Consider the following 12,898-nt stretch of genomic DNA (forward strand, 5'->3'; position numbering starts at 1 on the left):
TGGCATAAGCAGCTTGAATTCCGATGTGGAAGAATGCACGTTAAGGAAGAGTTATGCGACATTTGAACAACCGGAAGGCGTTTCTCCCGCGCCAGACTTCCGGACCTGTGCTGCGCGGCGAGGAAGTGATCGCTGCGCAGCATCTTTTCCTAAGGCGGTGACATTGCTGCGCAGCAATCCAGCAAAATCAATTACCTGAGACGGTCCTGACCTCAAGCTGCAAGATGGCTGGCAGCGGGCCGGTTGCATCGGATTCGTCAGTCAGGGCGACGACGCCGCGCGTTGCCTCGCCAAAACCCGCATCGCGGAACATGTCGTTCAACGGGCTGGCCGCCGCGCTGCGAGAGAGTTCTGCCGCGTCCTGCGCCAGATAGCCCAGATCCTCGACCGGGCTTTGCGGTTTGGCGGGGGTCACGACGATGATCATGCGTTCCTGGCCAAGGACAGTGTCGCTGATCTTGAACAGGCCCTTTTTCAGTTCGTCGCCCGGCTGCAGCCGCCCCGAAAACCAATGGCTGATCGAGTAGTCCGCGCCCACGTAAAGCACGTTCACGTCGACCGAGATGTCCATGTTGTTGCGCGCCAGTACGTGAACTTCGTCATCGGGGATAAGGGTTGGCACCGGCATGAAGGGCAGCGGCTTCAGGGTGCGGTCTTCGGGGTTGCGGGTCAGCATCTCGACCTCGACGTCAAGATTGCCGCTGCCCAAGGCATCGCCCAGCTTCAGCAGGTTCAGCGCCTTGGACATCGTGGCCAGCGTATCGCCGACCGCAAGGGCCAGGGTCGCGGAATCCTTGTCGGCGGTCGAGATCGAGGGCGTGGTCGCCAGATCTTCGGCGAGACCGGTAGAGAGCAGCACCCAGATCGCATCCGGGCGTGGGCTGTCGGCGATCACGGCCAGACGCAGGTCAGCCTCGGCCCCGGCGTTCACGAAGGTGAGGCGCGGGCCGGCCTCGGCCTTAAGGGCGTCGAGGGCCGCAAGCAGCGCGTCGGCGGGGGCGGTGCCGGGTTCTGGCAGCGCGACCGTCAGGGAAAAGTCGAGCGTGCTATCAAGCTTGCGCAGGAAGACGCCCTTGGGCAGGTCAGCGGGCAGCACTTTCCCATCCTTGGCCACAGCGACTCCGGTCGAGGTAAAAGTGTCGACCGAAGCCAGCTCGACAAAGCCGATGGCCGCGTCCGATGCGTCTGCCGCCGTTGCCATCACCGCCAGAACCGCGCCTTCGGACAGGCCGTGCAGCGACCCCGCCGGAATGACAAAACTGCCGTCGGTCACGCTGGCCTGCCATTGCGCGACGCGTTCGCCGCCGACGCCGCCGAAAACCACCGCATCAAGATCGCCCTCGAACAGCGGGGTGGAGCGGGCGAGGTTCTTGACGGAATACTTACGCAACACCTCTTGCGCGATCTGCCCGTACGTGGCGCCGGGGTATTCGGCCAGCGTTTCCATCAGCGCATAGGTGAACACGCCCTGCGGCTTGCGGTCAGGCTTGCCCTTGGGCAGGTTCTTTTCCGGCGTCACTTCATTGGTCTGCGCGGCGAAGAAAGCGACAAAGCTGCCATCGCCGTCGCCTGAGTCAAACGGAGCATCTTCGGGGGTGCGCGGGTCGCCAATGCTGCGGGTGACGACATCTTCCATTGCTTCAGGGGCGATCCCCAGGACGGCTGGGTCAAGTTGGCGGGTGCGCACCTCTTCATCACCAGCATCGACGCCGCGGGTAGCAGTGCCGGAATGACAGCTGTCAAACACTGCCCAGACATCGACACCCTTGGCGCGCAGGGCATCAATCATGGCGCCGATCTCGTCATCAACAAGCGCGTTTTCGACATGGCCGGTAGTGTCGGACCATTGGCCGATATCGACCGGCAGGAACAGCTCGTCCAGACCGTCAAGTTCCGAGGCCGGGTCTGCGGCAGGGGCTTGGGTGCCGTGGCCGGAGAAGTGCAGATAGACGAAATCGCCCGGCTGCACTTTGGCCGTCAGATCGGTAAAGGCAGTGCGGATCGCGCCAAGGGTTGCGGGCGCTACGTCATCGCGGCCATCGGTCAGAACTGTGACGTTCTCGGCCGCAAATGGCACCGGGGCCTCGGTCGTAAGGTAGGTGGCAACCAGCGCCACGTCATTGGCCGGACCCTTCAGCCACCAGCGTTCCTCGAGGTTGCGGTATTCGTTCGCGCCGATCAGGATCGCATAGTTTTCCCGTGCGAAAGCTGGCAGCGACAGGGCGGATAAGGCGGTGGCCAGAAGGAATTGGCGAATCATGAGGAACCCTCAGTTGGTCATCAGCGCGTAATTCGTTGCAGTTGGGCCGTTGTTTTCAACCCTCAGGGTGAAGGTGCCGCCGGTGGCCGGGGTCCAACCGCAGTAGGCAATGTGCGAAACATCGGTATCAGAACAGACCAGACGGCCCTGATCATCAAGGACGGTGAGGTTGAGATTGGTCGACGACTTTGCCTCGACATAGACTTCGGCATACTCGCCACCGCGAAATTCGATGGGCGGGTAGGTGTCATCGCTGCCGTTGGGCAACGCGCCGATGTTGTAGACCGGTCCGGAGGCCACGCCCTTGTTGGTTTCCGCGCGGACATCTTCGATCAGGCCAAGCATGGCTTCATCGCCGGTCGCCAGAGGTTCGGCACTGGCCAGCATTTCGTCCCAGCCAAGCGGGGCGTCAATTGCAGTTTGCCCGCCAGTGGCCGTGCGGTCGGTGGGGGTTGGCGCGATGGTCTTGCGCAGTTTCGCGGCAGCGATGATCAAAAGCGGATCTTGCGCCTCAAGCCCGACCGCGTAGAGCCGGGCAGAAAGCGCCGCCACCTTCACCGGCGACGGAACTTCGGCCAGGGCTGCCATCGGCAGGGCAGACAGCAGAAGGGTTGCAAGCAACGATCGGGTCATGCGGGCGCTCATCAATACGGGTCTTGAGGCTGAAACATGAGGCCGGCCCGCGCCCCTGTAAACACTCAAGTTTTCGATGACAGGCTTTGTCATGTGCCTCGGTTGGGGCGGGCTGGTAGCGTTGGGGCAATGAAGCAGATCAGAGGGTCCGGAATGTTGTTTCGAAAAGCCGTCAAGCGGGTGCAACCGCTGGTGTGTATGGTTGAGGCGGTGGCCGTGGTAGTGGTCCTGGCGTTGGTGGCACTGGTGTCGCCTGCACAGGCAACGCCCTTGGACGCGGCGATGGACACGGTCTTTACGGTGCGCAGCGCCGATGCCGAAGACCGATTTCTGGGGTCGGCGTTCCTGTGGGGCGAGGCGGGTGAGGTTGCCGTGACCAACGCGCATGTCGTGGGTGCAGCAGAGGACGTTCGTCTGATTGACCGGCATGGCAACGAAACGACAGCGCTGGTTATCGCGCGTGATCCGGTGCGCGATGTGGCGGTGATTTCGGTCACGCCGGGGCGGCGGGGGCTGGTGATCGCCGATACCGTACCGGGGCTGGGGGCCGAGGTGTTCGCGCTTGGGGCGCCGCTGGGGGTCGAGTTCACGTTGACCGAAGGCCGGATTTCGGCGGCGGACCGGCAAGTGGAAATCGCAGTGCCGATGTTGATGCTGCAGCATGATGCAGCGGTCAATCCGGGGTCGTCGGGCGGGCCGCTGGTGGACGCCGTGGGGCGGCTGGTTGGCATGAACAGCCAGATCGCCGACGGTAGCCGGATGTTCGTGGGCATCGCTTACGCGATTCCTGCCGCTGATCTGTCGCGCATCGTGGCGGGGCTGATCGACGAGACCCTGGCACCGTTTCCGTCGTTGGGCATGATGGCGCGCCCGGTGGACCGGCAGGTGGCTGGTGCGCTGGCAGTTACGCCCGCAGGGCTGTTGATCGACGGGGTCGAGGCCGGTGGTCTGGCAGAAATGTCGGGTCTGATGGCGGGGGATATCATTCTGGCGGTTGATGGGGTGGCACTGAAGCAGGCTGGTGATTTCGCCTTTGGCATCGAGGCCGCGGTGGCGAATGGCCAGGCGGCGGTGGCAATCTTACGCGGCAAGGATGCGATGGTTGTCATGCTGGCGTTTGGTGCAGGCGAGGCGGGTGAAGCCTTTGGCATCGGCATCAAGACCCGGCAGATTGCGGGCGGCAACCCGGAACAAGTGACAAGCTATCGTCTTTCGGCGCTGGGCCTGATGCTGGGTGAGGGCGGGCTGGTCGAGGATGTGACCGACAATTCCCCAGCCCTGTTTGCCGGGATCGCCAAGGGCGACCGGATCATCGCTGTGAACGGCGAGAAAGTGGATCTTGGCGCCCTGAGCGCGCTGGAGGTGACGGCAGCGGTGTTGATGCTGGTGACGGCTCCGGGCGGCGAGACACGGCATATCTACCTTGATCCCTGGGGTGCGACCGAGGGAGTGCGCCCGGTGGGCGGTGCAAATGTGCTTGACCCGGACGTGGTGGTGTTCTGAAACAGGACAGAGCATAGGGTGGGTGCCATGATTGAGCGCATTCTGATCGTGGAAGACGATGCCGAGACCGCTGCCGCAGTGCGCGCAGTGGTGGAGGGGCTGGGCTGCGCCGCAGATCACTGCGACACGCTGGACGCCGGGATCGCGGCGGCGCATTCGGGCGATTACCGGGTGATCGTGCTGGACCGGATGCTGCCGGGCGGTGACGGGGTTGAGGCGATGGCGCGCATCCGGGCCGGCGGGTCGCGGGCGATGATCCTGATCCTGTCGGCGCTGGGACGGGCTGCAAACCGGGTCGAGGGGCTGGAGAAGGGCGCCGACGACTATCTGCCTAAGCCGTTCGAGGCGGACGAATTGCGCGCGCGGATACGGGCGCTGCTGCGACGTGGCACGATGCAGGTGCTGGACAACGATTTGATGGCCTTTGGTGATCTGGAAATCCGGCTGAAGGCGCGGACGGTGCATGTCAAGCGCGCGCATGTGGCGGTCAGCCCCAAGGAGTTTGAGCTGATCACCTATTTCGCCAGCAATGCCGGGCAGTTGGTCACGCGGATGCAGCTGTTGGAAAACGTCTGGAACCTGCATTTCGACCCCGGCACCAACGTGGTTGACGTGCATGTCGGGCGGCTGCGGCGTAAGCTGGAGGAAGCCGGATCGCAGGCTATCCAGACCGCGCGGGGCGAGGGTTACATCTTTGCGCCGCCCACCGGGGCTGCCGGGTGACGGCGGCCAAGGGGCCGGCTGCCAAGCCTCTGGCCGCACGAGCTACTTTGCGTCTGGCGGCACTGATGGCGCTGGCGGTCACAGTCTTGTCGATGGTCGGAATGGGGCTGCAATACCGTCTGGTCGAAGGCCGGATGATGGCGGCGCAGCGGGCGCTGCTGACCGCCGATCTGGATGGGTTCGCGGCGCTTTACGACCAGCGCCGGATCATCGCGCTGCGTCAGGCCATCGAGTACCGGGGGGCGGCGGCCACCGGTGAAGAAATGCTGTTGCTGATGGACCGCAACGGCAAGGTTCTGGCCGGCACGCGGGAAGGCTGGCCAAAGCAGCTGGAGCCGGAAGGAGCGGATTTCGAGATTGAACCGGCGCAGGTGTTTTCCGAGGCGGGTGTGCGCTGGCTGGCCGTCGCGCGGGATTTGCCGGGGGGGTTTCCGCTGCTGGTGGCGCGCAGCCTGAAGCCGGTGGATGACACGCTGGCGGCAATGCGGCGCGGGATGCTGGGCTTGCTGGCAGCAATTCTGGTGGCGGGGGCCGGGGTGGGTTGGATGGCGGCGCGGTCCGTGATGGCGCGGATCGGGCGGGTCAATGCCCTTGCCGACCGAGTGGCGGAAGGCGAGTTGGACGCGCGTCTGTCAGGCGCGCGGTCCGACGACGAGTTTGGCATGCTGGAGACCCACGTCCACGCGATGCTGGACCGTATCCAAAACCTCAACCGCGCGACGCACCGCCTTTCAGATACCATCGCGCACGAACTGCGCACACCGCTGAACCGTATGCTGCAGAAACTGGCGAAGATCGATGGGCAAGAGGAGGTGACCGCCGATCTGCGGGCCGAGATGCGGCAGGCGATCAAAGTGTTCGATTCGCTGCTGGATATCAGCCGGGCCGAGGCCGATCAGGGCAGTGGCGGGGGGCTTCAGCCAGTGGATCTGTCAGCCGTGGCGCGGGAAGTGTGGGAGCTTTACGAGCCGTTGGCCGAGGACAAGGGGATGGTTGCAGATGCGTCGATCCTGCCGGGGTCCATGGTGTTGGGCGATCGGAACCTTATTGCGCAGATGCTGTCGAACCTGATCGAGAATGCGATCAAGTATTGCGCGGCAGGTGACCGGGTGACGTTGTCGCTGGCCGATGCCGGGGATCGGTATCTGATGCGGGTTGCAGATACCGGGCCGGGTCTGCCCGAAGACATCAAGGGCGAAGCGTTCGAGCGGTTTGTGCGCGCCGAGCGTGACCGGGGCATCAAGGGGCACGGGCTTGGGCTGGCGCTGGTGCGGGCAATTGCGGCGCGGCATGGGGCGCGGCTGGAGCTGCCGCCCAGCGACACGGGTTTCGTGCTTGAAATCACCTGGCCAAAGATACAGTCATCGCGGGCCCCTTAGCATCTACAGGTTTGCATGCGCATCGCCATCATCCTGCTTTTGATCCTTGCCGGTTGTGCACCGTGGAACTGGCCGCAGAACCTGCCCCTGAATGGCGAGAACGCGGCACTGGTTGAACCGCTGGTAGTGGGGGATGGCGAGCTGTACATCGGCCTCGCATTTTCCGGAGGCGGCATGCGGGCCACGGCGTTTGCCTACGGAATGCTGAAGGAATTGCGCGCCGCGGGCATGGTGACCGGCACCCCGAATGGCCTGTTGGATCACGTCAGGCTGGTTTCCGGCGTTTCGGGTGGGTCGGTGATGGCGGCGCAGTTCGGGTTGAACGGCCCGCAGGGTCTGGACGGATTCCGCGAGACTTACCTGATCACCAATGCCGAGAAGTACATGGCGACATCTGCCCTGAACCCGTTGACCATCGCCAAAGGCGTGGCGGGAGGGGTGAATAGCCGCGAAACTTTCGGGCGCTATCTGGACGAGGTGCTGTTCAAGGGCGCCACCTTTGGCGACCTGCGCAAACGATCAGGGGTCAAGACCTGGATCAACGCGACCGACGTTGCCAACAACACGCCCTTCCTTTTCAGCCCGGAAACGTTTGACGCGTTGTGTTCTGATCTTTCGAAGGTGCTGCTTTCGGAAGCGGTTGCTGCTTCTGCCGCCTATCCGCTGGTGTTCACCCCGATCGTGCTGACCGCGCATCATGGCAAATGCGACTACCGTGAGCCGGACTGGCTGACCGCCGCGCGCTATAACCCCGAGGCGACGGCTGCGATGCGGGCACATGCGCGGGCGCTGGAAAGCTATGGCAACCCCGACGAGGTGAAATTCGTCAAACTGCTGGATGGCGGCATCACCGACAACTTCGGCACGACGGGTCTGGCAGTGGAACGTGCCCGCGCGCAGGCGCCATTTGCACCGATGACGCCAGAGGAGGCGGTGAAACTGAAGCGGATGCTGTTTCTGGTGGCCAACGCGGGGGTGGAAAAGGATTACGATTGGACGCGGCGGGTGGCAGGCCCCGGTGGTGTCGGGATGGCGATGTCGATTGCGACCAGTGCGATGGCCGCCGCATCGCGGTCGGGGTACGATTCGATGCGAGGTGAACTGCGGTTCTGGGAGACGGAACTGATCGAATGGCGCTGTGCGCTGCCTCTGTCAGAAGTGCGTCGGTTGCGCGGCTCGACCGATGGCTGGGATTGCAGGGACGTGAAGCTGTTCGTCGGTGAGGTAAGCTTTGCCAGCCTGCCTGACGCCACGCGCGACAAGCTGGACGAAGTGCCGACGCGGTTGAAGCTGGCAGCAGCGCAGGTTGACATGGTGATCGAGGCTGGGCGTCTGGCCACGCGGGCGGCACCGGAGTTCAACGGCTTTCTGGCGTCGTTGGCCGGAAATGGCGTGGAAGGCCGGATTGCGGCGGGCGGGCGGCGTGTCGTGCCCTTGGGAAACTGACATGGCAATGACAAATGCGGTCATGGTCCGCGAGACACTTGTTCTGTGACCCGGGCCGGGTATCTTTGCGCCATCATGCCGTACAGATTTCCATATGTTCTTTCTTTTGCTGCAGCCTTTGCGGCCTGTCCCGTTCAGGCCGAAGTGCGCGCCGTACTGATCGGCGTCAGCGATTATCTGGTGCTGGACGCCGATCTGCAGGGTCCGTCTTATGACGTGGCGCTGATGGCCGAGACGTTGGTGGTGCGCGGCGTGGACGCGGGCAAGATGACGGTGCTGACGGCCACCCCCACCGGCCTGCCAGCGGGTGTTGTCACCGGTCAGCCCGTGCGCGCCGAGATCATTGCGGCGATGGAGGCGGCGGCTGCGGCCTCGCAGCCTGGCGATACGGTGGTGTTCTACTTTTCGGGTCACGGCTCGCAGGCCCCGGACATGAGCGGCGATGAAGGCGGCGGCTATGACGAGATCCTGCTGCCCGCCGACGCAGCCGGGTGGAAGGGCGCGATCGGCGCGGTGGAAAACGCCTTGCTGGACGATGAGCTGCAAGCCTGGGCGCAGGGCATGCTGAGCCGTGGGGTAAAGCTGGTCGGGCTGGTTGATGCCTGCCATTCGGCCACCGGCTTTCGGGCGATTGGCGGCGAAGGCGTGGCGCGGGTGCTGGACCCTGAGGCGCTAGGCATTCCGGATTACATCGCTACAGTGGCGGGCGCCGAGGCTCCGCCGCTGTCGGGCGATTTCGTGTTTCTGTATTCCTCGCAGTCCGATCAACGGTCGTTCGAATACCCGTTGGGAGATGATGGCACCTGGCATGGCGAGTTCACCCTGCGCCTTGCCGAGGTGTTGCGTAGCGCGCCGACGGCAAGTTGGGCGCAAGTATTGGCGGCCACTACGGATGCGATGGTGCAAGGTCCCGCGCGGCAGATGCCGGAAGGCGAAGGCACCTTGCTGGACGCGCAGGTGTTTGGCGCTGGTGCGGCTGAGGCGCGCATGGTGGTCGAGGGGGACGTTCTGAAGGCGGGTCTGTTGCAGGGCCTGACCGCAGGCAGTGAGGTGGCGCTGTATGCTGGCCCTGCTGGTGGCGATGCCTTGGGAAGGATGACCATCACCGATGTGACCGCACGCGAAGCGCGTCTGGACGGCCCGGTGCCGAAAGGTGCAGTTTGGGCCGAACTTGTCAGTCTCGCCCCGCCAGCGCCGCTTACGCTGGCCGAACCGGTGCGCGCGGATGCGGCGGACGGATTGGATTATGCCGAATGGCTGGCGGCATTGCCTTCGGGCGAAGGGCCAGCTGACCTTGTGCCGATCCTGACGGAAGGCAGCGTGGCGTTGGCCAATGCAGATGGCGTGCTTGACCCCGAAGGGCCGGGTTCCAGCCCCCGAATCATGCTTGAGGCCGGTGAGACCGCTGCCATGGCCGTGGACCGGATGCTGGCGCAAGCCGAGCACGGCCTGCGTCTGCGCGAGGTGCTGGCTGGGGCGGCCGGGCGCAGTTTGACCGGCAAGGCGGCAGTGTCGATGCAGATCGAACGCCGAGTTGCGGCGGCGGCCGATGGGGCCTGCGCCGCGCCCGAGGCGGCGGTGGCCTATGATCCGGCGGACGGGGTTTCCGCCTGTGACCAGATCTGGCTGACGTTGACCAACACCGGTGGCAAGGCGCAGGATGTCTCGGTGCTGTACTTTGCCGCCAATTTCGAGGTGACCCCGATCTGGCCTGCGCAGAACCTTGCGAACCGGCTGGCACCGGGCGAAAGCGTCCGAGTGGGAATGCAGATCGAGCCGGGGCAGACGGCGGGGCTTGAGGAGATCTGGGTTCTGGCGGTGCCCGTAGATCCCGATGCCCCGCGCGTCGACCTGACACGCCTTGCAACGCCGCAGATGACGCGCGCCTTTGCAGGTGCCTCCGATGAGGTGACGATCTGGCTGGAAGGGCGGATGATCCCGCCAGACGAGGCCAGGACGCGCGGCTTCACGATTAAACCTGCCCCCCTGACGATGATCCGTCAGGTGGTGCGACTGAACCCCGGGACGGTGTGATCCCATGTCGAGTGATGGAAGGACGGATGCAAAATGAGACTGCGTTTTGGACTGGCACTCCTCCCGCTGGTGCTTGCGACCGGGCTGGGTGCGGAAACAGCGGCCACCGAACTGGCCCCGGCTTTTGCGGCAGAGGAGGGGAACAGTTCGCCCTTTGCCTTTGCCAAAAGCGGCGCCAAGGCGGCGCGCGCGGCAGTGGCGGACACCGCGGGTGCCAAGGTCATCGGTGGCGAAATTGCAGCGGAAGGAGCGTGGCCATGGCAGGTTGCACTGCTGGTGGGTGGCACGCCAGTGGGCACCGACACGCAGTTCTGCGGCGGGTCGCTGGTAATGGATGAATGGGTGCTGACGGCGGCACATTGCGTCCATTGGAAGGGCGATGACGGAACCTTTGCCGATCTTCTGCCGCAGGATATCGAGGTGCTGGTGGGCACCAACGAGTTGAGCCCCGGAAGAGGCGACTTGATCGAAGTGGAGGCCGTGTTCAAGCACCCGTCCTATGTGGGAACGCAGTTCGATTTCGACATAGCGCTGGTGAAGCTGGCCCGCGCGCCGATGGTGCCGTACCAAACCATCGAAGTGCCGGATGGAGAATTTGGCGACATCCTGAACAAGCAGGGCGTGACGACTGTGGTCACCGGCTGGGGTTTGCAGGAAGGGGCGATGCCGTCGCCCGAATTGCGTCAGGCGCAGATCCAGATCCTCGACCGCGACCTGTGTAACAACGCGATGATGGAAGCGCGGGCCGAGGATGCGGCGGGCGGCTTTACCTATGCCGCGCAGACGCTTGGTGTGGCAGAGCAGGACGCCTATGCAATCTGGGATGAACTGGTTGCCCGCGCGCCATTGCCGGTCAGCGAGAACATGATCTGTTCAGGCACCTTCGAGGGCGGCAAGACCAGTTGCAACGGTGACAGTGGCGGACCTTTGGTCGTGCCGCTGGACGATGGCAGCTATATTCAGGCCGGGATCGTAAGCTGGGGTCTGACGGCCACAACCGGCAAGGGCTGCGAAGAGACGGCGTTGTTTTCGGCCTACACCAACATCTCGAAGTTCGTACCCTGGCTTAATCAGGTGATCGCGGCCAACCCCTGACCCGCCCCAGTATCACAATGCGAACACACGCCCCGTGCCTTGTTTTGAGGCGCGGGGCTTTTCTTGCGGTTTGACGGCCGGTGGCTGGGGGATCATGCAGCATCGGCAAATGTTGCGCTGGTGGACGGGGGCGAAGCCTCCGGCGGGGATATCTGCGAAGGGGAAGCCATTGGGAGAGCGCGATGCGCTGATGCGTTTGGTGACGCTGCAGGGCCACTGTTTGTGCCAGACATAGCGGCCTTCCGCCCAAGCAAAAGGCCCGGACAGTGCTGCCCGGGCCGTTGGTCTTGGAAGAGTGTTGCGTGCGCAGTTACCCGCGCAAAGCTTGCCGCCGGTCAGTTCGTCATCAGGTAATAGCTGTTGCGCGCCCGACCCATGTTCTGCACCGTCACGTAAAAGTAGCCGTCCCAGGACGGAGTGAAGTTGCAATAGAGCGAGTCCGACCAACTGACATCGTAGCAGAACACGTTGCCGTTTTCGTCGGTGATTGCCACATCAAGGTTGGCATCGCCGTCGCCCACGACGGCAATCTCGGCATAGGAGTTGCCATAGAACGGGATCTCCCAGACATCGGTCTGGCCCGATGGCAGCCGCGACAGCCAACTCACCGCCCCACCTATCCGTCCGCGCGAGCCTTCGGCTTCGGCGTCGGCGATAAGGCCCATCAGGATTTCGTCATCCGCAGCCAGTTCCTTGGCCTTGGCCAGCATCATCATCGCGTCGACCGGGGCGTCGGCTGCACCTTCTGCATCATCGGCGGGCATGTCGCCAGTCGTGGTTTTCTTGATGTCGCCGCCTTCTTTCACTTCCACGCCCATCGCCAGCTTGGCAGCGGTCAGCACGGTCAGTGCATCGCCTGACGCCACGCCCATCGCATAAAGCTGGCTGGCAAGGCCAAGGGTTTCGGCGCCACCAGCCGGTGAAGCGGCAGCCTCGGTGTTCACGTTGGTGCCCGTCTTGTCCTGTGCCATCACAGGCAGCGCGAGACCGATCAAGGCGGTCGTCGAGAGGGCGATCGAAAGGGATTTCAGGGTCATGGTTTATCCTATTCGTTGGCCGCCCCGGAGCGGGGCGGGATGCAGTGACTTTGGCAGGGTGGAAGTGCTTTGAGAAGACGGTTTGGCGTGACAAATATCGTCATATTCCTAATTGGTCAGCAGTTTGTAGCTGTTTACAGCCGTTCCGGTGTTGGCGACTGATATCGTGAAAAACCCATTCCGGGCGGGAACAAAGTCGCAAAACACCTGATCCGAGGCAGAAAGATCGGCGCAGATCAGTTTGCCTTCGGCATCGGTGACAACCAGATCAAGGTTGCTGTCACCGTCGCCCAGCAGGGCGATTTCAGCATAGCTTTCGCCAAAGAACGCAATTTGCCAGACATCGGTTTGCCCGGCAGAAAGGTCTGACGTGGCGGCCGCTGCGGCCTCGATCCGGCCGCGCGGCAGTTGCGCGTCAAGGTCATAGACCAGATCCTGCAAGGCCGGGTCCTCCCCAGCCAGTGCCCGGGCTAGGACGATGGCCTGATCGCCCGCGGGGTTGGCCGCCGCACTGGCACCGGTCGGCTGATCAGGGATCGCGGTGCCAGTGGTTTCCTTCTTCCACCCCGCCGCCGGGCGTTCGGTGACGCTGCGCGCAAGGCGGATTGCGGTCAGCAGGGTGGTGGTGTCGCTGTCGCGCAGGGCGGTCGCATAAAGCTTGTAAGCCATTGCGAGTGTGGTTGCAGGGCCCGGCGCACCGTGCGGATTTGCGCTGAGGTTCGGCGCTTCGGCCAGCGTGGGGCTGGCGATAAGTGCTGCGATCAAAGAAAGGCGGGTCATCTGAATCC

General features: G+C 63.8%; 10 protein-coding genes. 6 read left to right on the top strand and 4 right to left on the bottom strand.

All coding sequences use genetic code 11. The features are described 5' to 3' along the window. Window positions 1-187 precede the first annotated feature (187 nt). Window positions 188-2,260, bottom strand: a complete 2,073-nt coding sequence (locus tag RMO18_RS06475) for a caspase family protein (protein ID WP_309664679.1) — start codon at window positions 2,258-2,260, stop codon at window positions 188-190. A gap of 9 nt (window positions 2,261-2,269) precedes the next feature. Continuing rightward, complete coding sequence (locus RMO18_RS06480) at window positions 2,270-2,893, bottom strand: hypothetical protein (protein ID WP_309664680.1); 624 nt, start codon at window positions 2,891-2,893, stop codon at window positions 2,270-2,272. 153 nt (window positions 2,894-3,046) lie between these two features. Here RMO18_RS06480 and RMO18_RS06485 point away from each other — a divergent pair, with 153 nt between their 5' ends. The 6 genes from RMO18_RS06485 to RMO18_RS06510 all read left to right on the top strand — a co-directional run bounded on the left by RMO18_RS06485 (window position 3,047) and on the right by RMO18_RS06510 (window position 11,073). Beyond that, on the top strand, window positions 3,047-4,396 hold the full coding sequence (locus tag RMO18_RS06485; protein WP_309664681.1) for a trypsin-like peptidase domain-containing protein: 1,350 nt from the start codon (window positions 3,047-3,049) through the stop codon (window positions 4,394-4,396). Between the two features lie 27 nt (window positions 4,397-4,423). Then, window positions 4,424-5,119 (top strand): response regulator transcription factor, encoded by a 696-nt coding sequence (locus RMO18_RS06490; RefSeq protein WP_309664682.1) that lies wholly within the window; start codon window positions 4,424-4,426, stop codon window positions 5,117-5,119. Window positions 5,120-5,184: 65 nt separating this feature from the next. Next, window positions 5,185-6,498 carry a HAMP domain-containing sensor histidine kinase gene (locus tag RMO18_RS06495; protein WP_309664683.1) on the top strand — a complete coding sequence of 438 codons (1,314 nt, stop codon included), beginning with the start codon at window positions 5,185-5,187 and terminating at the stop codon, window positions 6,496-6,498. Between the two features lie 15 nt (window positions 6,499-6,513). Continuing rightward, the gene (locus tag RMO18_RS06500) at window positions 6,514-7,944 is read left to right on the top strand and encodes a patatin-like phospholipase family protein (protein ID WP_309664685.1); all 1,431 of its coding nucleotides are present in this window, start codon (window positions 6,514-6,516) and stop codon (window positions 7,942-7,944) included. A gap of 75 nt (window positions 7,945-8,019) precedes the next feature. Then, window positions 8,020-9,978, top strand: a complete 1,959-nt coding sequence (locus tag RMO18_RS06505) for a caspase family protein (RefSeq protein WP_309664686.1) — start codon at window positions 8,020-8,022, stop codon at window positions 9,976-9,978. Between the two features lie 33 nt (window positions 9,979-10,011). Further along, window positions 10,012-11,073 carry a serine protease gene (locus RMO18_RS06510; protein WP_309664688.1) on the top strand — a complete coding sequence of 354 codons (1,062 nt, stop codon included), beginning with the start codon at window positions 10,012-10,014 and terminating at the stop codon, window positions 11,071-11,073. 335 nt (window positions 11,074-11,408) lie between these two features. Here the strand turns inward: RMO18_RS06510 and RMO18_RS06515 are convergent, their stop codons facing one another. Both RMO18_RS06515 and RMO18_RS06520 read right to left on the bottom strand, forming a co-directional pair. Then, complete coding sequence (locus RMO18_RS06515) at window positions 11,409-12,110, bottom strand: hypothetical protein (protein WP_309664689.1); 702 nt, start codon at window positions 12,108-12,110, stop codon at window positions 11,409-11,411. Between the two features lie 108 nt (window positions 12,111-12,218). Then, window positions 12,219-12,890, bottom strand: a complete 672-nt coding sequence (locus RMO18_RS06520) for a hypothetical protein (protein ID WP_309664690.1) — start codon at window positions 12,888-12,890, stop codon at window positions 12,219-12,221. Window positions 12,891-12,898: the final 8 nt, after the last annotated feature.

It is taken from the genome of Tabrizicola sp. (assembly GCF_031377265.1).
In the GTDB taxonomy this organism is placed as follows: Bacteria; Pseudomonadota; Alphaproteobacteria; order Rhodobacterales; family Rhodobacteraceae; genus JAUYQR01.

Coding starts and splice junctions, on each gene's coding strand:
- RMO18_RS06510 (WP_309664688.1), top strand. CDS start 10,012: ATGAGACTGCGTTTTGGACTGGCACTCCTCCCGCTGGTGCTTGCGACC.
- RMO18_RS06490 (WP_309664682.1), top strand. CDS start 4,424: ATGATTGAGCGCATTCTGATCGTGGAAGACGATGCCGAGACCGCTGCC.
- RMO18_RS06475 (WP_309664679.1), bottom strand. CDS start 2,260: ATGATTCGCCAATTCCTTCTGGCCACCGCCTTATCCGCCCTGTCGCTG.
- RMO18_RS06480 (WP_309664680.1), bottom strand. CDS start 2,893: ATGACCCGATCGTTGCTTGCAACCCTTCTGCTGTCTGCCCTGCCGATG.
- RMO18_RS06505 (WP_309664686.1), top strand. CDS start 8,020: ATGCCGTACAGATTTCCATATGTTCTTTCTTTTGCTGCAGCCTTTGCG.
- RMO18_RS06485 (WP_309664681.1), top strand. CDS start 3,047: ATGTTGTTTCGAAAAGCCGTCAAGCGGGTGCAACCGCTGGTGTGTATG.
- RMO18_RS06515 (WP_309664689.1), bottom strand. CDS start 12,110: ATGACCCTGAAATCCCTTTCGATCGCCCTCTCGACGACCGCCTTGATC.
- RMO18_RS06520 (WP_309664690.1), bottom strand. CDS start 12,890: ATGACCCGCCTTTCTTTGATCGCAGCACTTATCGCCAGCCCCACGCTG.
- RMO18_RS06495 (WP_309664683.1), top strand. CDS start 5,185: ATGGCGCTGGCGGTCACAGTCTTGTCGATGGTCGGAATGGGGCTGCAA.
- RMO18_RS06500 (WP_309664685.1), top strand. CDS start 6,514: ATGCGCATCGCCATCATCCTGCTTTTGATCCTTGCCGGTTGTGCACCG.